The following is a 22880-nucleotide window of genomic DNA, read 5'->3' as shown; positions in this document are numbered from 1 at the left end:
GGGAGAGCGCTTTTTAACAGGCGGGCATGCCCGCAATGGTAAATGCCGCTATGTCGATCCTGCAGGCCATCAGAACCTTCTTCTTTTACCTGCTGTTGGGCACCAGTTCCTTGCTGTGGTGCTCCCTGAGCTTTTTTATCGCGCCGTTCCTGCCCTTCAAGGCGCGCTACCGCTTTATCAACGTCTACTGGTGTCGCTGCGCGCTGTGGCTGACCAAGGTATTTCTGAACATTCGCGTGGAAGTGAAGGGCGCGGAAAACGTCCCCGAGCGGCCCTGCGTGATCGTCTCCAATCACCAGAGCACCTGGGAGACCTTCTTCCTCTCGGCCTACTTCGAGCCTCTGAGCCAGGTCCTCAAGCGTGAGTTGCTGTATGTGCCGTTCTTCGGCTGGGCCATGGCCATGCTGCGCCCCATCGCCATCGACCGCGACAACCCCAAGGCGGCCCTCAAGCAAGTGGCGAGCAAGGGCGACGAACTGCTCAAGGACAATGTCTGGGTGCTGATCTTTCCGGAAGGCACTCGCGTGCCCTATGGCACCGTCGGCAAGTTCTCCCGCAGTGGCAGTGCCCTGGCGGTAAACGCCGACCTGCCGGTGCTGCCAGTGGCCCACAACGCCGGCAAGTTCTGGCCGAAGACCGGTTGGGCCAAGCGGCCCGGTACCATCACCGTGACCATTGGCGCGCCGATGTACGCCGAAGGCAGCGGCCCACGCGCCATCGCCGAGCTCAACGACCGGGTTGCCGCCTGGAATGAACAGGCCCAGCGAGATATGGGCTCATTGCCACCATTGGCGACTTCCACGGATAAGGTTGCTGTATGAGCTTCTGTGGATAACCTGTGTACGACTATTCGTACAACGGCTGAAATCGACCTATAAATCACTGATTTATATGTATATTTCCCAAGCTCATAAAATGTGGAAAAACGTGCATAAGTTTTACCGCAGCCAAAAAAACCGGCCTTGATGCCGGTTTTTTTTTGCCTGGAATATCCCCGCGCCCTTATTCCTCCAACAAGGGCAGCTCAAGGATGAAACAGGAACCCTGGCCCACCTCGCTGCGGCAGCTGATCCGCCCTTGATGCCGGTCCACCACCGCCTTGACCATGGACAGTCCCAGGCCCAGGCCGTCGATGCCCTTGGCCGAGGCAAACCGCTGGTACTGACCAAACAACAGGGGCAGTTCCTGGGCCGCAATGCCCCGGCCCTGGTCGATGATTTCGCAACGCAGCCAGCCCTCGGCACAGCTCACCCGAACATTGACGGTGGAATTCGCCGGGCTGTACTTGATGGCGTTTTCCAGCAGATTGAACAGGGCCCGGGTCAGCAGCGGCTGATCCGCCAGGATCATGCTCTCGCCATCCTCATCCAGGTCGTGCACCAGGTGGATATGCTTCAACTGGGCCAGGGTCGTGGCCTGGTCGAAGGCGTCCAGGACCAGCATGGCAAACATGCTCGGCGCAAACTGATAGGCCTCCGACTCGGCCTTGGCCAATTGCACGAATGCCTCGGTCAGCCCCAGGGCTCGACGCACCTGCTGCTCGATCTGGCTGTAGACCTGCCTGGGCGGCGATGGCTGGCGGCTCTGCACGTCCAGCAGCGCAAGGATCGCCGAATGGGGCGCGCGCAGGTCATGGGAAAGAAAACGCAGCAATACGCCCCGTTGCTGTTCGGCGTCCCGCTCGACGCTGAGGTCGGTGAGGCTCAACAACCAACCGATGGCGTTGTCACTGTCCACCGGCAGCAGCGGCGCCAGTTCCATGCGCAGGCTGCGTTGCTGAATGTCGCGAAACTCCAGCGCCGTCAGTTGCTCAAGCCTGGGATAGTGCGCAGGTTCCGTCAGGCCCGGATAGCCCAGGGCGGCCAATTGCGCGATCAAGGGCTGCCCGACCAGTGAGTGGGCGAATACTTCCCGGGCATTGCGATTGGCCAGCAGAATCTTGCCGTCCGGGTCGCTGATCAGGGTCGCCACCGGCAAGTACTCCAAGCCGTCGGCGATAAAGCGCCGGGTATCCCGGGTCCGGCTCAGGGCCTGTTCCAGGGCGACGATCTGCCCTTGCAGCACATCACCGGCGGGGGTCTGGCCACGACGGCGCTCCGGCAACACCTTGGGCTCGTTGTCCAGGCGCTCCAGCTCCCAACCGAAATAGGCCAGGATCACGCTGAGCCGACGCCAGTTCCAGATCAGGTACGCCAGCAGCATGCCCAGCAGGCTGGCCACCGGCGACCACCAGTAGCCCAAGCGCAGCATCAGCACCGATCCCAACAGGGCCAGGCCCATGCAGCCCAGGGTTATCCACAAGGCGTGGCGCGGACGCCACAGCAACAATCCGAGCAAGGCTGCGGTCAGGGCCATGGACCACAGCATCCCCGGCCACTGGCCCAGGGCGACGATGCTGCGATGCTGCAACAGGCCATTGAGCAGGTTGGCCTGGATCTCCACGCCCGGGGTGGTGCCCTGGCTGCCGGATTGCGGGGTGACATAACGGTCGCCCAGCCCCGGTGCGGTGGACCCCACCAGGATCAGCCGGTCACGCAGCAACTCTGCAGGCACCTCGCCACGCAGCACGCTGACATAGGGCACGCTGGGAAAGCCCGCCGCCTTATCGATAAAGGCAATACGTACCGGGTTGGCTCGCAGCCAGCCCCTGCTGATCTGCGCAGTCGCGGGGCCCGGCATCAGCGACGACAGCGGATCGGCTTCGGTGAGCTGATAGAGCAACCAGGTCAGTTGCGCCCGCGGCGCCTGCTGCGGACCTTCGCGCAGGTAGACACTGCGCACGGTGCCGTCGGCATCCGCTTCTGCGTTGATATGCCCGAGCCCCCGAGCACAGTGGCGCAGCACCGGCACCGGAGGGATCTCCTCCAGGTCCTGGCCATAGCGAGCAACCCCCTCGCGCAGCACCGGCAGGAACACCGTGCCGGAGCGACACAGGGCGGCGGCCAACTGCGTGTCGTTTTCTACAGTGCTGCCGGGTTCGCTGAGGATCACATCGAACAGCACGCCTTTGACCTTGGCGTCCGTCAGCCGGTCCAGCAACTGTCCATGGAGCGCCCGTGGCCAGGGCCAGCGTCCCAGTTGCTGCAGGCTGTAGTCGTCGATGGTCACCAACAGAATGCGCGGGTCTACCGGCAGCGGGGTAAAACGTCGCAGGTTGTCATAGAACAGGTTGTTCAAAGCCAGGCCGTGGCTCAGGGACAGTAAGGCAGTCAGGGGCAGAAGAATCAGGCCAACCCACAACCATTCACGTACCAGGCGGCGAAACAGGCGCTGGGCCTGGGTCGGTTCACGGCCGTTGGCCCTTTGCTTCCAGAGACTCATCGGCGGCCCGCCGACGGGTTATTGAACACGAGTGGTCCTGGGGTAGTAGAAGATGTCATAGACCCCGGTTTCTCCTTCCAGGCCATGCTCGTCGAACGCCGAGAGCCGTACATGATAGAAAAACGCCTTCAGGCCAGTGAAGTTCACTTCCGGGGTGCTGGAGAACTGTTCTTGCTTGATGTTGAGGAAACCCTTGTCGGTGGCCACCTGTGCCCGATAGCGACGGGCACCCGGCAAAGGTTGCAGGATCAGCTGCCAGACGGGCAGGGCGCCGGTTTGTCCGGCCTGCCCCAGCAGCCGGGGCGCGGCCAGCAGTTCCACCGGTTTGAGCTCGCCCTGCTTCTGAATGCGCAAACCCTGGCGCGCCATGACCTGGACTTCCCCTGGCCGCGGACCTGCAGGTTTATCCACAACGCGCTTGCCGGAACGTCGAGCAGCCTTGCTCGGCGGCTCGTCTTCGCGGCTCACCGCCACCTGGCCGTTGAGCACCTCCACCAGGGATTGCTGATCGTCATTACGCACCCGGAAATGAGTCCCTCGTACCCCCAACACGCCCACGGGGGTCACGATCTGGAAGCGGTCGTGGTCGCTGTTGCGCTTGATCACATAGGACTCGATCTGGCCCTGTTCCAGGACCACCTGAGGAATGCTGTATTGCGTATTGAGTTGCAGGGTGATCTGGGAACTGGAGGGCAACACCACTCGCGAACCATCTCCAAGGGACAGGCTGACGAAAGCCGATGGCGAAGTTTTCACCCCTTCTTTCTCATCGATGCTCATGCCTTCTTCCAGGGCCACCTCGCGGCCCTTGGCATCCAGTTTCCAGGCATCACCCGTCAGATGCTCGACGGTAGCCGGCAAGGGCTGGCCACGGCATTGCTGGTTGTCATCTATATAGGGAAGGCGTTGCGGGGCAGCCTGCACGGCGCACGATGGCAGGATCAGACCCGCTAGCAGCAATGCGGCGCACGCCACCTGCAACCGGCCAATGGACGGAGAAGGGCAGAGGTCATTCATGAATATGCTTTGAGCCTTTGGGAAAACCACGGCGAAATCCTACGCACCATACCTGAGGCAGCGCGTGGGCAGAAAGCCGGACGCTGCGCGGCGTCGCCCAAAGGAGAGAGGACGAGTCGGAACCGGGAGGGAAGCGCACAGGGAGCGAAGAAAGTGACACGTCCCTGTGTCGGAACCGAGGCGACAGGTCGCCCGGCCCAAAGTCCTGAGGAGGCACTCCCTGTATTCCCCTTCAACGACGCACGCAAGCGCGCGTTGTGCCGCCAGCCTGGCGGTTGACACTCCCTGTGTCGGAGCACTTCCAGGTGCCCCCGTGTGCCACTCAGCGAGGAGCAATGTAACGCTGGCCGAGAGGCTGCGACGGATTTGCAATATTTGTTCAGAATCATCGCCCCGCCTGCTAAAAGACCCAGCGTGGTGCAGGTGCCTGCCAATCCGCAGGCAGGGCTGTTCTGCCCAGTACCGGTTCGGCATCCAGGGTCAGGCGGGTTTCATGGCTGTCGGGCGAGGCCAGTGTCGAGTAAACCTCGGCCTTGGCCGCCTCACAGCAGGAAGCGGATGGCGACGGCAAGACGTTGGCACTGATCCCCAGATAAGCCGCCAGCATCAAACTGACCAGGCGCAGCGGATCATCGCCGCTGAACATTCTGACCAACGCGACCTGGCCTTTGCTGAACATGTTCCCCATGGTTCTTTTCCTTGCTTGAGCGAGCCGGTATCGTGCTGCTGCGATAGCCCCCCAGGCACCCGTGCTCCAGGTGCCTTACCGGCTATTTGATATCAGCGTACCGAGGGAGCAGGGGCTCAAGAGCAATTCGCCATAATTGTTCAGAATCAGCCAAGGCACCTAAACTTCCCCCAGCCTGAAGCCGCTGGATCTGCGTCTCAGGTGCTCTTCGAACCATAAGGAACTGCCTGGCATGCGTGTCGCGATACTGGATGACGAACCCGCAGAACTGGCACGGGTGGAACAGACACTGCGAGAAATTCCCGGCCCCGGTGAAGCCGCCTGGTCCCTGCATCGCTTCGAACGGGGCGAAGACCTGCTACGCCAACTGCGGCGGGAAACCTTCGACCTGCTGATTCTCGACTGGCAAGTGCCGGACCTCAGCGGCCTGTCGTTGCTGCGCTGGACCCGCGAGCACATGGACTCGCCTCCGGCGGCCATCATGCTCACCAGCCGTGATGCCGAGAGCGATATCGTCCAGGCCCTGAACACCGGCGCCGATGACTACCTGAGCAAGCCTTTTCGTCCCAACGAACTCAAGGCCCGGGTCAATGCGGTGCTGCGCCGCCACGGCCTGCAGCGCAGCAACAGCGAGGAGGTCCTGACCTTCAATGACTTGAGTTTCGATGACGCCGAACTGACCGTCACCCGCGCCGGTGCCCCCATCAGCCTGACCGAGCGCGAGTACCGCCTGGCCCGCTGCCTGTTCGCCAACCTGGGCCGGCCGCTGTCCCGGGAGTACCTGTACGAACGGTTCTGGACCCACGAGGAAATCATTTCCTCGCGGCCCCTGGATACCCACATCTACCGTCTGCGCAACAAGCTCGGACTGACCGCGGACCGTGGCTGGCAGTTGCTGACGATCTACGGTTACGGCTACCGGCTGGAAAGTGTCGCGTCGCCTGACGAGCAGGGCAACTGACTGCTTGCCGTCAAAAGCGGCTTGAAATCACTGCGGGTCCTGCCAGACATCTTCATAGCCGGCGCGGTCGATGATGAAACGCGTCCCGCTCGGCAGATACAGGTAATCGATCACCTCCGGCAACAGCTCGGGCAGGTGCTCGGCGCACAGCGGCTGGTAGAAATCCACGGCTGTGGAATGTTCGCCGCAGTGGATAAACCAACTGATCGTGCCGTTCTCCGGCAACTCGACCCGGGTGCCATAGATGGGCGACTGCGCCAGGGAACCGGTGGCCAGTGCAATCATCGGCTCCGGTGCCTGGGGGGCTAGATCGTAGCGCTCACAGATAAGCTGCTGTCTTTCGTTCATTGCTCCAGCCACCAATTGAGCAAGGTCTCGTCATCGGAGTCATCGAGGTTTTTATAGATGTTGGCGTAGTACCACTCGATGCCCGTGGTCTCGCGGAAACGGTTGAAGAGCCGGGCGATGTTGTCCATGCCGTTTCGCGCCGGCACCGACAATGTCAGATTGCCCTTATAGCGCCCGTCGAGCATGCCGCCCAATTCGCTCGCCACATCCGCCGCCAGGGCAACGATGTGTTCTTCAGGAATGTGATCCGCATAAATGTGGATGCAGAAGTTGCCGCCTCGCTTGAGCACCACGGCGGGGGCCTGGGGGTCCTTGATCGAAATGATGTCGCCCTTGGCCAGGTTCAGTGTCAGCCCCGGTGAGTAGAGAATCTCGTAACTGTCCTCATCGAGCCGCCGTACATGCAGCGGCTCATAGACCGGGCCGTGGCTGTTCTGCCCCGCAACAACCCGGATCGATATTTCCTGGTTTTCATCATCCATAACAAATTTCCGAGCGATTGCTGTTTTTAAGAAGAGTGAAAAGAACCGAGCCAGGCTCAGCCGCGTAGCGGGGTCGACTGCTCGATGAACACCGCTCCAAGCGCCTGTTCGATGGCCGGATCGTCTTGCAGCTCAGGTGCCAGCCGCAGCACCAGCCGATCCAGGCCCGCACACCAGGTGACGGAGCTGTCCATGCTGAAAATGATGCGCTCCTGTTCGATACGCACTTGCGCAACCCCGCCATAGCCGGAGAGGGCAGGGCTGGAGATTTCCAGGTGGTAGGTGTCCTGGCCCAGGACGGCGTCTTGTTCGTCGCATTCGGTACTGCGTTGCAACAACAGGTAGTGCTCGGGCTCGTCGGCTGTATCGGCAAAAGCCACAAGCCAGACATCGTCCTCCAGGGTTGCGCTGAAATAACTGGCAGGCCATTCAACGGTCATGCTTGAACCTCAAGTGAAGCCAGCGACAAGCACTCGCTCATGCGCGCAGGATCAATGTCCCCGTGCTGCAAACAGGCATCTTCATAAGCGATATGTTGGTCGTCGGTGATGGCAGACAGGTAGTGGTCGATGGCGCAAAAACTGACCTCGGACGCGATATCCACGGTGAACAGCGACAGGCCCGGGGTAAGCATGCACCGGGCGCCAAGGCTGCGCAGGTGCTGCACAATGCTCGAGCGCTCCGACTCGCGCTCGGCAAAAACCCGCAGCGTCGAGTGCCCGGATTGCCGTACCACACCAGTCGCGATCAACTCGTGGGCATCGGCGCGAGTCAGCACCCAGTCCCCCTTGCTCACGCCGTAGAGATAGCAGGGCGTGTTATCCAACTCATAGGCACCTGCGCCGCGTTGAATGCCCCACATCGATTCATACCCCACCGGTGGGTAACCGTCGGCGTCGACGGTGAGCTTGAAAATGATCTTGTGAAACTGTGCTGTCGAGGTGTCCATTCCATCTCACCGAGGCGCCGCCATGGGCCTCACAAACTGCCCGTAAAAGAAGTTTTCCTCGAAGGAAAATATGACCTCTGCGCTATTCGGCATGGCCAGGGCCGTATTCTCATCGGACGGATAGAAAAAGTCGTCCCAGCATTTTATAAAAATATCCCTGGACACCCGCGCTGCGCAGCACCTGAACCTCAGTAAGGATGGGCCCGCTGACGAGGCACTATCTGATGGATCAACAGGGCGGTATCGGGCGTGGGTTGGTAGCGAAATGTCGATACCTCGCTGTGCGGCGACAGCAGTTGAAGGCGCAGACAAGCCTGTGGATCAAACCAGTCGACCCCATCAAACAGCACCAGCACGTCGCTTGACCAATCAATACTCAACCGCTCGATCGGGGTCAGTGAACCAAGCTCAAGCCGCTCAAGCTGCGCCAGCACCTCGGCCTCAGAAGGGGCGCAAATCCATCGGATAATCAGCAACGCGTCGTCTGCCGTGGCAATCGCCGTGTCCAAAGGCTCGTCACCCAGGACAAGAATATCGCCATCGACACCCTCCAGCCGGCCGGCATAGTCATCAATCTGACACGCCCTGTGGTAATCCGAGGGATGGCCGTCGAGGCCACGCCACATACCTGCCAAGCCGTCACCTATCACCACCAAGGGGCCACCGGAACTGGACAGCCATGGAGAAATCTTGAATCGACTCATAGGCTCCTTGCCTTCCTGTTGAGCAGAACAGCTACATGATCCACAGACAACACCGTGATGTCCGCGCAAAAAAAAGCCAACGCTAGGCGTTGGCTTTTTAGGTGCCGCCGCGGATCAGAAGTCCAGGTTGGACACCGCCAGGGCGTTGCTTTCGATGAAGTCGCGACGTGGCTCGACCGCATCACCCATCAGGGTGTTGAAGATCTGGTCGGCGCCGATGGCGTCTTCGATGGTCACCTTGAGCATGCGGCGCATGCTTGGGTCCATGGTGGTTTCCCACAGTTGGTCAGGGTTCATCTCGCCCAGACCTTTGTATCGCTGGATGGTGTGGCGCTTGGTGCTTTCCGCCATCAGCCAGTCCAGGGCTTCCTTGAACTCGGTGACCGCTTTCTTGCGCTCGCCACGCTGCACATACGCGCCTTCGTCCAGCAGGGTGCTCAGTTGAGCGCCGAGGGAGACGACAGTCTTGTAGTCGTTGCTGCCGAAGAAGTCGCGGTTGAAGGTGACGTAGTTGGACAGGCCGTGGGAGATCAGCTCGACCTCAGGCAGCCAGACATTACGCTCACGGTCTTCCCGTAGACTGGCCTTGTAGACCAGGCCCGACTTCTCGGAGGTGCGCAGGCGGGCGTCGTACTTGGCCAGCCAATCCTGCATGGCGGCGTGATCGGACAGTTGCTCCATGGTCACGGCCGGCAGGTAGATGAAGTGCTCGGTCAGTTCCTGCGGGTACAGGCGCGACAGGCGCTTGAGGGTCTTCATCACCATGCGGAAATCGTTGACCAGGCGCTCCAGCGCCTCGCCGGAGATCCCCGGAGCTTCGTCGTTCAGGTGCAGGCTGGCATCTTCCAGGGCCGACTGGGTCATGTAGTCTTCCATGGCCTCGTCGTCTTTGATGTATTGCTCTTGCTTGCCTTTCTTGACCTTGTACAGCGGCGGCTGGGCGATGTAGATGTAGCCGCGCTCGATCAGCTCCGGCAACTGACGGAAGAAGAAGGTCAGCAGCAGGGTACGGATGTGCGAACCGTCAACGTCAGCATCGGTCATGATGATGATGTTGTGATAACGCAGCTTGTCGATGTTGTACTCTTCGCGGCCGATGCCGCAGCCCAGCGCGGTGATCAAGGTGCCGACCTCTTGCGAGGAGATCATCTTGTCAAAGCGCGCCTTCTCGACGTTGAGGATCTTGCCCTTGAGCGGCAGGATCGCCTGGGTCTTGCGGTTGCGTCCCTGCTTGGCGGAACCGCCAGCAGAGTCACCCTCCACCAGGTAGAGTTCGGACAGGGCAGGGTCCTTTTCCTGGCAGTCAGCCAGTTTGCCCGGCAGGCCGGCGATATCCAGCGCGCCTTTACGACGGGTCATTTCACGGGCTTTACGCGCCGCTTCACGAGCACGAGCAGCGTCGATCATCTTGCCCACCACCAACTTGGCTTCGTTGGGGTTTTCCAGCAGGAAGTCGGAGAAGTACTTGCCCATTTCCTGTTCGACAGCGGTCTTCACTTCGGAAGACACCAGCTTGTCCTTGGTCTGGGAGCTGAACTTAGGGTCCGGCACCTTCACCGAGATGATCGCGGTCAGGCCTTCACGAGCATCGTCACCGGTGGTGGCAACCTTGTGCTTCTTGGCCAGGCCTTCAGCTTCGATGTAGGTATTCAGGTTACGCGTCAGGGCCGAACGGAAGCCCACCAGGTGGGTGCCGCCGTCGCGCTGAGGAATGTTGTTGGTGAAGCACAACAGGTTCTCGTTGAAGCTGTCGTTCCACTGCAGGGCGATTTCCACGCCGATGCCGTCTTCACGCTGGACGTTGAAGTGGAACACCTGGTTGACCGCTGTCTTGTTGGTGTTCAGGTATTCAACGAACGCCCGCAGGCCACCTTCGTACTTGAACAGCTCTTCCTTGCCGCTGCGCTCATCCTTGAGGATGATGCCGACACCGGAGTTGAGGAAGGACAGTTCACGAATCCGCTTGGCCAGGACGTCCCAGCTGAAGTGGATGTTCTTGAAGGTTTCAGCCGAAGGCTTGAAGTGGATCTGGGTACCGGTGGTTTCGCTGTCGCCAACGATCTTCATCCGCTCTTGCGGAACACCGTGGACATAGGTCTGTTCCCAGATCTTGCCGCTGCGGCGCACAGTGAGGATCAGCTCTTCGGACAGGGCGTTCACTACCGATACACCTACGCCGTGCAGACCGCCGGATACCTTGTAGGAGTTATCGTCGAACTTACCGCCGGCGTGGAGCACGGTCATGATGACCTCTGCCGCCGAGACGCCTTCTTCTTTATGCACATCTACCGGGATACCGCGACCGTTGTCGCGAACGGTGATGGATTCATCCGGGTGGATGATGATGCTGATGTCGTCGCAATGACCGGCCAGCGCTTCGTCGATGGAGTTGTCGACCACCTCGAACACCATGTGGTGCAGACCGCTGCCGTCATCGGTGTCGCCAATGTACATACCGGGACGTTTGCGTACGGCATCCAAACCTTTCAGCACCTTGATGCTGGTCGAGTCGTACGTATTTTCTTCGCTCATGCCTTCACTCCCGATGGTCGTGGGTCTGGGTGATACGGCCTTGTTCCACGTGGAACAAAGCGACTGGCGTTTCCGTCTGCCAGCCTTCCCTCAATAATTCGTGGTCTACACAGGTGATAAACACCTGGCAGCGTAAGTCTTCCAACAAGCGACAAAGTGCGCGGCGATGCTGCTCGTCCAACTCGGACGGCAAGTCATCCACCAGATAAATACACTGACCGCGACGGGCCTGGCTCACCAGGTGCCCCTGGGCAATGCGCAAGGCACAGACCACCAACTTCTGCTGGCCACGGGACAAGATGTCCGCGGCGTTGTGTCCGCCTAAGCGCAGACGCAAATCAGCACGTTGTGGACCGGCCTGGGTATGACCCATTTGCTGATCACGGTGCAGGGCGGCCGCGAGCACTTCACTGAGCTCTCGGTCCTTGTCCCAACCACGGTAATAGCTAAGCGTCAGGCCCTCGAGCTGCAACAACTCGCCCAAGGTCCGCTCAAAGACTGGTTTCAAGGCTTTGATGTATGCGCGGCGGTATTCATCGATTTCAGCGCTGGCCTGACACAGTTCCCGGTCCCAGGCCGCTTGCGAAGCGGCGTCAAGTGTACCATGCCGCAGCCATGAGTTCCGCTGCCGCAGGGCCTTCTGCAAGCGCTGCCAGGTGGACATGAAGCGAGGTTCCACATGGAACACTCCCCAGTCCAGGAACTGTCGGCGGATCTTTGGAGCGCCTTCCAGCAGACGAAAGCTGTCCGGATTGATCAGTTGCAGCGGCAGGATTTCCGCCAGCTGCGCCGCGCTGCGGGCATTCTGACCGTCGATGCGGATCTGGAACTCCCCCTGACGATCCCGGGATATCCCCAGGCTGCTGTGCCCACCCTGGGCCAACTCCACCTGGCCAAAGACCGTACAAGCCAGCTGTTCATACTGGATCACCGGCAGCAAGCGGGCACTGCGAAACGAGCGGGCAAGCCCCAGCAGGTGGATGGCTTCCAGTACGCTGGTCTTGCCACTGCCGTTGGCGCCGTAGAGAAGGTTGATGCGGGGAGAGGGGGAGAAGGTCACCGGGTGCAGATTGCGCACCGCGGTGACCGAGACGCGACTGAGGGACATCTAGCTTCTGCTGAGCATGATTACAGGCGCATCGGCATGACAACGTAAGCCGAGTCGTCGTTGTCGGATTCCTGCACCAGCGCACTGCTGTTGGAATCGGACAGGATCAGGCGCACCTGTTCGGTGGTCATCACGCCCAGCACGTCCAGCAGGTAGCTGACGTTGAAGCCGATTTCCAGCGAGCCGCCGTTGTATTCCACACCCACTTCTTCTTCCGCTTCTTCCTGCTCCGGGTTGTTGGCCTGGATCTTCAACTGACCATTGGCCAGCTGCAGACGGATACCGCGGTACTTCTCGTTGGACAGGATCGCGGTACGGCTGAAAGCTTCACGCAGGGCCTGACGGTCACCCAGTACCAGCTTGTCACCGCCTTTTGGCAGCACGCGCTCGTAGTCAGGGAACTTGCCGTCCACCAGCTTGGAGGTGAAGGTGAACTCGCCGGTAGTGGCGCGAATGTGGTGCTGACCCAGGACGATGCTGACGTTGCCATCCGGCTCGGTGAGCAGACGGGCCAGCTCCAGGATGCCTTTACGCGGCACGATCACCTGGTGGCGATCGGGCTGGCCGATATCCGCCTGCATCGAGCACATGGCCAGACGGTGACCGTCGGTGGCCACGGCGCGGATGATCCCGGCGGACACTTCCAGCAGCATGCCGTTGAGGTAGTAGCGCACGTCCTGCTGGGCCATGGCGAAGCTGGTGCGCTCGATCAGGCGACGCAGGCGGCTCTGCTCCAGCTGACAGGTCAGCGAACCCGGGCCTTCTTCCACGGTCGGGAAGTCGTTGGCCGGCAGGGTCGACAGAGTGAAGCGGCTACGACCAGCCTTCACCACCAGTTTCTGCTCGTCGACCTTGATGTCGATCAGCGCGTCGTTGGGCAGGCTCTTGCAGATGTCCATCAGCTTGCGCGCGGGAACGGTGATTTCCCCCGGCTCTGCGGGCTCTTCAAGTTGCACACGACCGACCAGCTCGACTTCCAGGTCGGTACCGGTCAGCGACAGTTGCTGGCCTTCGACAACCAGCAGCACGTTGGAAAGTACCGGCAAGGTCTGACGGCGTTCGACGACGCCGGCGACCAGTTGCAGGGGTTTCAACAGGGCTTCGCGTTGAATGGTGAAATGCATGGTCTAGTCCCTTGCCTTAATAAGCTGCGTTGGAATCATCAAGTGGTCAGAGTACGCAGCAGGTTCTTGTAGTCCTCGCGGATGTCCGCGTCGGATTCCTTAAGTTCATTGATCTTGCGGCAGGCGTGCAGCACCGTAGTGTGGTCGCGGCCACCGAACACATCACCGATTTCCGGCAGGCTGTGGTTGGTCAGTTCCTTGGACAGGGCCATGGCCACCTGACGGGGGCGGGCTACCGAACGCGAACGTCGCTTGGACAGCAGATCAGAAATCTTGATCTTGTAGTACTCGGCGACGGTGCGCTGGATGTTATCCACAGACACCAGCTTGTCCTGCAGCGCCAGCAGGTCCTTCAACGATTCGCGAATCAGCTCGATGGTGATGTCGCGCCCCATGAAGTGCGAGTGGGCGATGACTCGCTTGAGTGCGCCTTCCAGTTCACGGACGTTGGAACGAATTCGCTGAGCAATGAAGAACGCCGCATCGTGGGGCAGTTCGACTTTGGCCTGGTCGGCCTTCTTCATCAGGATCGCCACCCGGGTTTCCAGTTCCGGCGGTTCGACCGCTACCGTCAGGCCCCAGCCGAAGCGGGACTTGAGGCGTTCTTCCAGGCCTTCGATTTCCTTCGGATAACGGTCGCTGGTGAGAATCACCTGCTGGCCGCCTTCGAGGAGGGCATTGAAGGTGTGGAAGAACTCTTCCTGGGAACGCTCCTTGCGAGCGAAGAACTGGATATCGTCGATCAGCAATGCGTCGACCGAACGATAGAAGCGCTTGAATTCGTTAATGGCGTTGAGCTGCAACGCCTTGACCATGTCCGCAACGAAACGCTCGGAATGCAGGTACACGACCTTGGCATTCGGGTTCTTCTTTAATAGGTGGTTACCCACGGCATGCATCAAGTGGGTCTTACCCAGACCGACGCCGCCATAAAGGAAGAGCGGGTTATAGCCATGCTTGGGGTTGTCCGCCACCTGCCAGGCCGCTGCCCGAGCCAGTTGGTTGGACTTACCCTCGACGAAGTTTTCAAAGGTGAAGGTGCGGTTCAGGTAGCTGGTGTGCTTGAGCGCACCTTCTACCTGGACAGTACGCTGCTCAGCGCGTACCGGTGCCTGCTGCGAGCTGGCGCCCGCCATCGGGTCGAAGCTGTCACGAGAGGGTTCTTCGCTGACCTCGGCACTCTTCTGCGCCGCGGCTTTCTTGGCCGGAGCTGAAGTGGGTGTCGGAGTTGGCGCAGGAGCCGCCGCCGGGGTGGCATTGGCTGCTGCCGCTTGCAGCGCTTGCGAGGCAGCGGCGGCCAGTGGCGCATTAGGTGCAGCGCGAGGCGCCGAACTGCGTTTGCTGCCTATTAATAAGGAAAGAACCGGCGCACTGCCGTTGCCGTGTTCATCCAGCAGCTCGAGCACGCGGCCCAGGTACTTTTCGTTGACCCAATCGAGAACAAAACGATTCGGTGCGTAGACACGCAACTCGTCGCCTTCGGCTTCGACCTGTAGCGGACGGATCCAAGTGTTGAATTGCTGGGCAGGCAGCTCATCACGCAGAAGCTCCACGCACTGCTGCCAAAGTTCCACTGACACGGATATCCCCTAAGTTGAAAGCCGGTGAGGCAAAAACAAGCGGCCATTGTAGCGATCAGCCGTCCACTTATCCACATGTAGCGTGCCCTCAGGACACTAAGAATCAACGCCTTACCCCGAATAAACACGACCAATGGTATGTGCATAAGCTCTGTGGATAACCTCGCCTGAGGTCATTGCACAACTCGGGTCAAAACTCTGTGGGTAACTCGCCTGTGGATAACCTCTCGTTCCACACACAGGTTTTCCGATAGCGCAGCACAGGCAGGACACCGTTTCTCAACCGTGTTGTCATCCTCTGTACAGTACGGACTATAAGGGCTTAAGCCAGTTATCCACAGAAGGTGCCGTCCCTAGTCTTTATAAGCTTTACAGAAAAGCTTTAAATACTTTCCTTCTTTATTTTTATATCTAGCCAAGACTGACTCACAACCCAGGACCCGGACATACATAGATAAAGGAAAAGCTGGTTGGAAATTGACCTAGAGGCTTGCTTTCTCTAGAATCGCCGATCTCTTAAAACGGGGGCCATTCCGGCCCGTTGTGGACGAACCAGGTAACACGACATGAAACGTACTTTCCAACCAAGCACTATCAAACGCGCTCGTACCCACGGTTTCCGTGCTCGCATGGCTACCAAGAACGGTCGTGCCGTCCTGTCGCGTCGTCGCGCCAAAGGTCGTGCGCGTCTGGCAGTTTGATAATCCGGCACTGGAGGTGAGTCAGGACTTCAGTCGGGAAAAGCGTCTGCTTACCCCCCGGCACTTCAAGGCGGTCTTTGACTCCCCTACCGGCAAGGTTCCGGGGAAAAATCTCCTGCTCCTTGCGCGCAACAACGACCTGGATCATCCCCGTCTGGGGCTCGTGATCGGGAAAAAGAGCGTAAAGCTCTCCGTTGAGCGCAATCGCCTCAAGCGTCTGATGCGCGAATCGTTTCGTCTCCACCAGGACTCACTGGTCGGATGGGATATCGTTATCGTCGCGCGCAAAGGTTTGGGCGATGTAGAAAACCCCGAATTGATTCAGCATTTCGGCAAACTCTGGAAACGTCTGGCGCGCAACAAGCCGGAACCAGCAGTCAAATCCGAAACTGTAGGGGTAGACAGTCCCGATGCGTAAACTGGCGCTCGTTCCGATCCAGTTTTACCGCTATGCCATTAGTCCTCTGATGGCCAATCACTGTCGTTTCTACCCCAGTTGTTCCTGCTACGCGTTAGAAGCCATCGAAAATCATGGCCTTCTGCGCGGTGGCTGGCTGACCTTTCGTCGTTTAGGTCGCTGTCATCCGTGGAATCCCGGTGGTTATGACCCGGTTCCACCTATCCCTACCTCCCGTTCTTCTTCGATGGCCGAGTAATCATGGATATCAAACGCACGATCCTGATCGTCGCCCTGGCAATCGTGTCCTATGTCATGGTTCTTAAATGGAACCAGGATTATGGCCAGGCTGCCCTGCCGACTCAGAATGTTGCTTCCAGCACGACCGCTCCGGGCTTGCCGGATACGCCAACTGGCACTTCCGCTGCCAACGACGACATTCCACGCGCCGCAAGCGATACCACTGCACCCGCAGAAGCGCCGGTTGCTGCAAGCAAAGATCTCATTCAGATCAAAACGGATGTGCTCGACCTGGCTGTCGATCCACAAGGTGGGGATATCGCGCAACTGCGTTTGCCACTGTATCCACGTCGCCAGGACCACCCGGAAATTCCTTTCCAGCTGTTCGATAACGGCAACGAACGGACTTACCTGGCACAAAGTGGCCTGATTGGCAGCAGCGGCCCGGACGCCAACCCGGCCGGTCGCCCGATCTACTCGGCAGAGAAGAAAAGTTATCAACTGGCTGACGGTCAGGACCAATTGGTGGTCGACCTGAAGTTCAGCAAGGACGGCGTCAACTACATCAAACGCTTCACCCTGAAGCGTGGCCTGTACGACATCACCGTTTCCTACCTGATCGATAACGAAAGCGCGCAACCTTGGACCGGTGCGATGTTCGCCCAGCTCAAGCGCGACGCCAGTTCCGATCCATCCTCCAGCACCGCCACCGGCACTGCGACTTACCTGGGCGCCGCCCTGTGGACAAGTTCCGAGCCGTACAAGAAAGTGTCCATGAAAGACATGGACAAGGTGAACGAGGACAAAACCAAGGCGCCCATCACTGAAAATGTTCAGGGTGGCTGGGTAGCCTGGCTGCAGCACTACTTCGTGACCGCCTGGATTCCGCCAAAAGGCGAAAATAACCAGGTTCTGGCGCGCAAAGACAGCAAAGGCAACTACATCATTGGCTACACCGGCCCTTCGATGACCGTTGCTCCAGGCGCCAAGGCTGAAACCAGCGCCACTCTGTACGCCGGCCCGAAAAGCCAGGCGGTGCTGAAAGAGTTGTCCCCAGGTCTGGAACTGACTGTCGACTACGGCTTCCTGTGGTTCATTGCCCAGCCGATCTTCTGGCTGCTGCAACATATCCACAGCCTGGTGGGTAACTGGGGCTGGTCGATCATTTTCCTGACCATGCTGATCAAGGGGATCTTCTTCCCACTGTCGGCTGCCAGCTACAAGTCGATGGCGCGCATGCGTGCTGTGGCTCCTAAACTGGCCGCGCTGAAGGAAAAATTCGGCGACGATCGTCAGAAAATGTCCCAGGCGATGATGGAGCTGTACAAGAAAGAGAAGATCAATCCGCTGGGCGGCTGCTTGCCGATCCTGGTGCAGATGCCGGTCTTCCTGTCCTTGTACTGGGTACTCCTGGAAAGCGTGGAAATGCGCCAGGCACCATTCATGCTGTGGATTACCGACCTGTCGATCAAGGATCCGTTCTTCATCCTGCCGATCATCATGGGCGCCACCATGTTCATCCAGCAGCAGTTGAACCCGACGCCTCCGGATCCGATGCAGGCCAAGGTGATGAAAATGATGCCAATCATCTTCACCTTCTTCTTCCTGTGGTTCCCTGCAGGTCTGGTTCTGTACTGGGTAGTGAACAACTGCCTGTCGATCGCACAACAGTGGTACATCACTCGTAAGATCGAAGCGGCTACCAAGAAAGCTGAAGCCTGACCTACGCTGTGGATAACCACACAAGACGCCCCCTAGTGGGGCGTTTTGCTATCTGTCACTTTTGTCTGGATGTCGGGTTATGAATGTCCCTCGTGAAACCATCGCCGCTGTCGCCACTGCCCAAGGTCGCGGTGGCGTGGGCATCGTACGGATTTCCGGGCCCCTGGCGAGCCTGGCCGCCAAGGCCATCAGCGGCCGCGAATTGAAACCGCGGTTTGCGCATTACGGCCCCTTTCTCAGTGAACAGGGAGAGGTGCTGGATGAAGGCATTGCCCTGTATTTCCCGGGGCCGAACTCCTTTACCGGCGAAGATGTGCTGGAGCTGCAGGGCCATGGCGGCCCCATCGTTCTCGACATGTTGCTGCAGCGCTGCCTCGAGCTGGGTTGCCGGCTGGCCCGACCTGGAGAGTTCAGCGAGCGCGCCTTTCTCAATGACAAGCTCGATCTGGCACAAGCCGAAGCCATTGCCGACCTGATCGAGGCCAGTTCTGCACAGGCAGCGCGCAACGCCTTGCGCTCGCTGCAGGGGGCATTCTCCCAGCGTGTGCATAACTTGACCGAACAGCTGATTGCCCTGCGGATCTATGTCGAAGCGGCGATTGATTTTCCCGAGGAGGAAATCGACTTCCTCGCCGATGGCCACGTGTTGAGCATGCTCGATGCGGTCCGCGACGAGTTATCCACAGTACTGAGGGAAGCCGGGCAGGGCGCCTTGCTCCGTGACGGCATGACGGTGGTGATCGCTGGCCGTCCGAACGCCGGCAAGTCTAGCCTGCTCAATGCCCTGGCCGGGCGCGAGGCGGCCATCGTCACTGATATCGCCGGCACTACTCGGGACATTCTCAAGGAACATATCCACATCGACGGCATGCCGTTGCACGTGGTGGATACCGCCGGCCTCAGGGACACCGAGGATCAAGTGGAAAAAATCGGCGTCGAACGTGCGCTCAAGGCCATCGGTGAAGCCGACCGGGTATTGCTGGTGGTGGACGCCACTGCAGCAGAAGCGGCTGATCCCTTCGCCCTGTGGCCTGAATTTCTTGAGCAGCGTCCGGACCCGGCCAAGGTGACCTTGATCCGCAACAAGGCCGATCTGACTGGCGAGCCCATCGCTCTTGAAACCTGTGAGGATGGCCATGTGACCATCAGCCTCAGTGCCATGTCTGCCGGTGTCGGGCTGGATTTGCTACGTGAGCATCTCAAGGCTTGCATGGGTTATGAACAGACGTCGGAAAGCAGCTTCAGTGCCCGCCGCCGGCACCTCGAAGCGTTGCGCTACGCCAGTGCCGCGCTGGAGCATGGCCGTGCCCAGCTGACCTTGGCCGGCGCCGGTGAGCTACTGGCCGAGGATCTGCGGCAGGCCCAGCAGTCGCTGGGAGAAATCACCGGGGCCTTCAGTTCCGATGACCTGTTGGGACGGATCTTTTCCAGCTTCTGCATCGGCAAGTAGAGCCGCCCCCGGTGCGCTCCGGCAGAGGTTATCCACACCCCTGCCGGTAGCGGACGGCGTTTATTCCACCGACAGGTAGATGCGTGTCTGCAACTGTGCGGGTGGGGTGACGCGTGGATCGTTCACATAGTGTTCGAACATCGGAAAATCCCCTGGTGTCAGCCCACTGTCAGGCAGCCACTCGGAGAACATCCAGGCATAGGCTTTATCCATCTCGTTGTAGGGACCCACGTAATTCAGGATTGCGTAGCGCCCTGGAGGAATGTCGAACCTTTCCAGCTGTTCGCCCAGGTCTGCATCGGGCGCGACCGCGACTCCGGCTAGCGAGCGCAATTGCTCAGTCGGGACCTGCTCGGGGTCGTTGAAGTAGACACCGAATCCGCTGGTGTCCGAATGCATGAGCCCCCGGCTGGCGGCCAGCATGAAAGCGCGGGTGAACACCGGACCGATTTCCTGGTAGGAGCCCTGATGAGGCAGGGCTGCCAGAACAACGCCGGGGAAGGTTTCGATTGTGATGGAGTACATATTTGACACCTCAGGGTCGAAAGGACGGGAACGGGTTGCGCGATAACGCCCAGGCGGCAACCCGAAAACGCCAGAGAATGCCCGGTTGAACGCCGCCCCCGACTCGTAGCCAGCACGCAGAGCCACCTCGGCCAGATCCGCGTCAGTGCCTGCCAGCGCTGCGGCTGCCAGGTGCATGCGAATGCGTTGCACCGTGGCGTTCAGCGTTTCTCCCATCATTGCGCGGTAGATGCGATGAAAGTGGTAAGCCGACATACAGGCCAGGTCCGCCAGGTGGTACAGGTCCGGATCGCTGTGTGGATGGCTTGCCAGCCAACGCAGCACCGGCTCCATGCGCTGGCCGTAATGGATTCGGGTTGCAGGTTTCATAAGGCCTCCTTGGTACTCCACTGTAGCGACGGCAGATTTGCAGATTTTGCGATTTTTACCGGCCCCGGGGGACAACGACGTTACCTTTACCCCCTTTCCCGATTCCAGCCGATGAACCTGCGGTCTTGAGTAACAGGCCCATTTCGTAAATGGGCTCAAGTTTCCGCCATTTATCCGCACTAGCCGACGCGTTCGGCACTTTTATCCTTCATTCCCCAAGTGGTACCTGATTTGCATCCTGGCAGATGTACAGGTTTGTACACCTGAGGAAATAGTCCAGCTATTGCCCCTGGGTCGGCCGATGGACGCCGACGGGGTCGACAGTCCGGCATTCAAGGAACAGAAATGGCTAGCACGACTGCGTTAAACCGTGGCTTGAGCACCCGGCACATCCGTTTCATTGCGCTGGGTTCAGCCATCGGCACAGGGTTGTTCTACGGTTCGGCGGCCGCCATCAAGCAGGCCGGTCCTTCGGTACTGCTGGCGTACCTGATCGGCGGAGCGGCGATCTACCTGACCATGCGCGCCTTGGGGGAAATGGCTGTCAGAAACCCGGTATCGGGTTCCTTCGGGCATTACGCCAGTTGTTATCTTGGACGCTTTCCGGGGTTTCTCACCGGCTGGAGTTATGCTTTTTCGATGCTCATGGTGTGCCTGGCGGACGTCACCGCCTTTGGTGTCTACATGAGCCTGTGGTTCCCCGATACGCCCCGCTGGATCTGGGTGCTGAGCATCGTGCTGGGGATCGGCGCCTTGAACCTGTGCAGTGTGCGGATCTTTGGCGAAATGGAGTTCTGGCTATCGCTGCTCAAGGTCGCGGCGATCATCGCAATGATCGGCGGAGGCTTTGCGGTGCTGCTGTTCGGTATCCAGCTGGGTGACGGACAGCATTCTGTGGGCCTGAGCAACCTGTGGGCCTATGGTGGTTTTTTCCCCAATGGCCTGGAGGGCATGATCGCCTCGTTCACCATTGTCATGTTCGCCTTTGGCGGGATCGAGGTCATTGGCATCACGGCGGGCGAAGCCAAGGACCCGCAACGCATGATTCCCAAAGCGATCAACTCCGTGCCACTGCGGATTCTGATCTTCTACATCCTGACCCTGCTGGTGTTGCTGATGCTGTTTCCCTGGTCCGGTATCGGCAGTCAGGGCAGTCCCTTCGTGCAGATCTTCAGCGGCCTGGGGATAAATTCGGCGGCAACGGTACTGAACCTGGTGGTGATCTCCGCGGTGTTCTCGGCGATCAACAGCGACATTTTCAGTGCCGGCCGCATGATGTACGGCATGGCGGCGATCGGTCAGGCCCCTGCGGCGTTTGCCAGCACCTCGCGCTTCGGAGTCCCCTGGATGACGGTGCTGGTGATGTCGGTGGCTCTGCTGTTCGGTGTTTTGCTCAACTACCTGGTACCCGAGGAATTGTTCCTGGTGTTTGCTTCGCTGGTGACCTTCTCGGTGGTCTGGGTCTGGCTGATGATCCTGCTCTCGCAGATGGCCATGCGCCGTAGCATGAGCCCGGAGGAAATCGCTGCCCTGGGCTCTCCCGTGCCTTTTGGCGCCGCTGGCCAGGCCTGCGCGGTGCTCTTCATGCTGTTCATCTTTGTGGTGCTCGGCGCCTTTGCGCAAACCCGCCTGGCACTTTATGTCGGTGTCGGCTGGCTGGCATTGCTGTCACTGGCCTACTGGATATGGATCAGGCCGAACACCGCCCTCACTGATGTGCCCCTCCCGGACTGAGGATCTCGGCCGTTGTGCTGCCCTCCATTGGATGAAAAGGAAAACACCATGCAAGCGTTCCACCTGCCCCCCTCAACCATCGAGGCGTTTCAGCGTGATGGTGCCGTGTGTATTCGCCAGCTGTTCAGTGCCGACGAAGTGGCGCTGCTGGAGCGGGGGATCGAACACAACCTGGCCAGCCCCAGCGAGCGGGCCAAGGTCGCTAGCCAGGCGGATGATCCTGGCTGGTTCTTCGAGGACTTCTGCAACTGGCAGGACAACCCCGACTACAGGCGCTTCATCTTCAACAGCCGGGTAGGCCATGTCGCCAGCCAGCTGATGCAAAGCAACAACGTGCGGCTCTATCACGATCACCTGCTGGTCAAGGAGCCCAACACTCGGCAGGCCACGCCCTGGCATCAGGATCAGCCGTACTACAACGTCGAGGGCCAACAAAACTGCAGCATGTGGATGCCCGTGGACCCGGTGGCGCGGGCATCCACACTGGAGTTTGTCGCCGGTTCCCACCGTGGTCCCTGGCTGATGCCGCGAACCTTCCTGGACAATCAGGCCAAATGGTTTCCCGAAGGCAGTCTGGCGGACCTGCCGGACATCGAAGCCGATCGCTCGGCCTTCAATATCCTCGGCTGGGCCCTGGAACCCGGGGACGCGGTGTTCTTCCACATGCTCACCCTGCATGCCTCTGGCGGTGTGGGGGGAGATCGCCGGCGTCGGGCATTTTCGCTGCGTTTTCTGGGAGATGACATGCGTCATGCCCCCAGACCCTGGCGCACCTCGCCCGAGTTTCCAGGGCTGGCCACGGCTCTGCCTGCCGGGGCGCCGATGAAACATGAGCTTTTCCCTTACTTGTGGACATGCCAGGGCAAATGAAGCCGGTTCAGAAACCAGCGGATCAGCGGCTGGAGGCCGTCGGAAGAATCGGAATCAG

22 protein-coding genes are annotated in these 22880 nt (G+C 59.7%); 9 read left to right on the top strand and 13 right to left on the bottom strand.

The window, feature by feature from the left end; genetic code table 11:
- The first annotated feature begins 50 nt into the window (after positions 1 to 50).
- On the top strand, positions 51 to 821 hold the full coding sequence (locus KHO49_RS01160) for a lysophospholipid acyltransferase family protein (protein WP_102881406.1): 771 nt from the start codon (positions 51 to 53) through the stop codon (positions 819 to 821).
- Positions 822 to 1002: 181 nt separating this feature from the next.
- On the opposite strand, the gene KHO49_RS01155 is transcribed toward KHO49_RS01160, so the two are convergent.
- The 3 genes from KHO49_RS01155 to KHO49_RS01145 form a co-directional block, all read right to left on the bottom strand.
- Positions 1003 to 3321 (bottom strand): CHASE2 domain-containing protein, encoded by a 2319-nt coding sequence (locus KHO49_RS01155; protein WP_213664491.1) that lies wholly within the window; start codon positions 3319 to 3321, stop codon positions 1003 to 1005.
- Positions 3322 to 3339: 18 nt separating this feature from the next.
- Positions 3340 to 4338, bottom strand: a complete 999-nt coding sequence (locus tag KHO49_RS01150; RefSeq protein ID WP_102881404.1) for a FecR family protein — start codon at positions 4336 to 4338, stop codon at positions 3340 to 3342.
- Between the two features lie 400 nt (positions 4339 to 4738).
- The gene (locus KHO49_RS01145; RefSeq protein ID WP_110594148.1) at positions 4739 to 5026 is read right to left on the bottom strand and encodes a hypothetical protein; all 288 of its coding nucleotides are present in this window, start codon (positions 5024 to 5026) and stop codon (positions 4739 to 4741) included.
- 232 nt (positions 5027 to 5258) lie between these two features.
- Here KHO49_RS01145 and KHO49_RS01140 point away from each other — a divergent pair, with 232 nt between their 5' ends.
- A complete protein-coding gene (locus tag KHO49_RS01140; protein WP_102881402.1) occupies positions 5259 to 5987 on the top strand; it encodes a response regulator transcription factor in 729 nt (242 codons plus the stop codon).
- A gap of 27 nt (positions 5988 to 6014) precedes the next feature.
- Here KHO49_RS01140 and KHO49_RS01135 read toward each other — a convergent pair whose 3' ends face one another.
- The 9 genes from KHO49_RS01135 to dnaA all read right to left on the bottom strand — a co-directional run bounded on the left by KHO49_RS01135 (position 6015) and on the right by dnaA (position 14814).
- Entirely contained in the window at positions 6015 to 6335 is a 321-nt protein-coding gene (locus KHO49_RS01135; protein WP_180988543.1) for an immunity protein Imm33 domain-containing protein, read from the bottom strand.
- Positions 6332 to 6817 carry a DUF4265 domain-containing protein gene (locus tag KHO49_RS01130; protein ID WP_213664490.1) on the bottom strand — a complete coding sequence of 162 codons (486 nt, stop codon included), beginning with the start codon at positions 6815 to 6817 and terminating at the stop codon, positions 6332 to 6334. The genes KHO49_RS01135 and KHO49_RS01130 overlap by 4 nt, the downstream gene beginning before the upstream one ends.
- A 56-nt stretch (positions 6818 to 6873) precedes the next feature.
- Positions 6874 to 7257, bottom strand: coding sequence for an Imm10 family immunity protein (locus KHO49_RS01125; protein ID WP_213664489.1), 384 nt, complete (start codon positions 7255 to 7257; stop codon positions 6874 to 6876).
- Positions 7254 to 7766: a DUF4265 domain-containing protein gene (locus KHO49_RS01120; protein ID WP_213664488.1), complete on the bottom strand. Its 513-nt coding sequence runs from the start codon at positions 7764 to 7766 to the stop codon at positions 7254 to 7256. Before KHO49_RS01120 ends, KHO49_RS01125 begins: the two co-directional genes overlap by 4 nt.
- 188 nt (positions 7767 to 7954) lie before the next feature.
- Positions 7955 to 8470 carry an Imm21 family immunity protein gene (locus KHO49_RS01115; RefSeq protein ID WP_102881397.1) on the bottom strand — a complete coding sequence of 172 codons (516 nt, stop codon included), beginning with the start codon at positions 8468 to 8470 and terminating at the stop codon, positions 7955 to 7957.
- A gap of 114 nt (positions 8471 to 8584) precedes the next feature.
- A complete protein-coding gene (gene gyrB, locus KHO49_RS01110; protein WP_110594153.1) occupies positions 8585 to 11002 on the bottom strand; it encodes a DNA topoisomerase (ATP-hydrolyzing) subunit B in 2418 nt (805 codons plus the stop codon).
- 4 nt (positions 11003 to 11006) lie between these two features.
- Complete coding sequence (recF, locus tag KHO49_RS01105; RefSeq protein WP_102862424.1) at positions 11007 to 12110, bottom strand: DNA replication/repair protein RecF; 1104 nt, start codon at positions 12108 to 12110, stop codon at positions 11007 to 11009.
- Positions 12111 to 12130: 20 nt separating this feature from the next.
- The gene (gene dnaN, locus KHO49_RS01100; protein WP_011058392.1) at positions 12131 to 13234 is read right to left on the bottom strand and encodes a DNA polymerase III subunit beta; all 1104 of its coding nucleotides are present in this window, start codon (positions 13232 to 13234) and stop codon (positions 12131 to 12133) included.
- Between the two features lie 38 nt (positions 13235 to 13272).
- On the bottom strand, positions 13273 to 14814 hold the full coding sequence (dnaA, locus tag KHO49_RS01095) for a chromosomal replication initiator protein DnaA (RefSeq protein ID WP_213664487.1): 1542 nt from the start codon (positions 14812 to 14814) through the stop codon (positions 13273 to 13275).
- A gap of 566 nt (positions 14815 to 15380) precedes the next feature.
- On the opposite strand from dnaA, the gene rpmH reads away from it, so the two are divergent.
- The 5 genes from rpmH to mnmE all read left to right on the top strand — a co-directional run bounded on the left by rpmH (position 15381) and on the right by mnmE (position 19324).
- Positions 15381 to 15515: a 50S ribosomal protein L34 gene (gene rpmH, locus KHO49_RS01090; protein ID WP_003213577.1), complete on the top strand. Its 135-nt coding sequence runs from the start codon at positions 15381 to 15383 to the stop codon at positions 15513 to 15515.
- A gap of 16 nt (positions 15516 to 15531) precedes the next feature.
- Entirely contained in the window at positions 15532 to 15933 is a 402-nt protein-coding gene (gene rnpA / locus KHO49_RS01085) for a ribonuclease P protein component (protein ID WP_197662869.1), read from the top strand.
- The gene (gene yidD, locus KHO49_RS01080; protein ID WP_003213574.1) at positions 15926 to 16171 is read left to right on the top strand and encodes a membrane protein insertion efficiency factor YidD; all 246 of its coding nucleotides are present in this window, start codon (positions 15926 to 15928) and stop codon (positions 16169 to 16171) included. The genes rnpA and yidD overlap by 8 nt, the downstream gene beginning before the upstream one ends.
- A gap of 2 nt (positions 16172 to 16173) precedes the next feature.
- Positions 16174 to 17874: a membrane protein insertase YidC gene (gene yidC / locus KHO49_RS01075; protein ID WP_123390180.1), complete on the top strand. Its 1701-nt coding sequence runs from the start codon at positions 16174 to 16176 to the stop codon at positions 17872 to 17874.
- Between the two features lie 79 nt (positions 17875 to 17953).
- On the top strand, positions 17954 to 19324 hold the full coding sequence (gene mnmE, locus KHO49_RS01070) for a tRNA uridine-5-carboxymethylaminomethyl(34) synthesis GTPase MnmE (protein WP_110652497.1): 1371 nt from the start codon (positions 17954 to 17956) through the stop codon (positions 19322 to 19324).
- Between the two features lie 60 nt (positions 19325 to 19384).
- Here mnmE and KHO49_RS01065 read toward each other — a convergent pair whose 3' ends face one another.
- A complete protein-coding gene (locus KHO49_RS01065; RefSeq protein ID WP_110594154.1) occupies positions 19385 to 20218 on the bottom strand; it encodes an AraC family transcriptional regulator in 834 nt (277 codons plus the stop codon).
- A gap of 345 nt (positions 20219 to 20563) precedes the next feature.
- On the opposite strand from KHO49_RS01065, the gene KHO49_RS01060 reads away from it, so the two are divergent.
- A complete protein-coding gene (locus KHO49_RS01060; RefSeq protein WP_213664486.1) occupies positions 20564 to 21952 on the top strand; it encodes an amino acid permease in 1389 nt (462 codons plus the stop codon).
- 48 nt (positions 21953 to 22000) lie between these two features.
- Positions 22001 to 22822 (top strand): phytanoyl-CoA dioxygenase family protein, encoded by an 822-nt coding sequence (locus KHO49_RS01055; protein ID WP_213664485.1) that lies wholly within the window; start codon positions 22001 to 22003, stop codon positions 22820 to 22822.
- Positions 22823 to 22880 lie beyond the last annotated feature (58 nt).

Source organism: Pseudomonas sp. RC4D1, from assembly GCF_018390395.1.
Classification (GTDB): Bacteria; Pseudomonadota; Gammaproteobacteria; order Pseudomonadales; family Pseudomonadaceae; genus Aquipseudomonas; species Aquipseudomonas danubii.
Note: the sequence above shows the minus strand (reverse complement) of the source record. Positions and strands in the feature narration are given on the sequence as shown.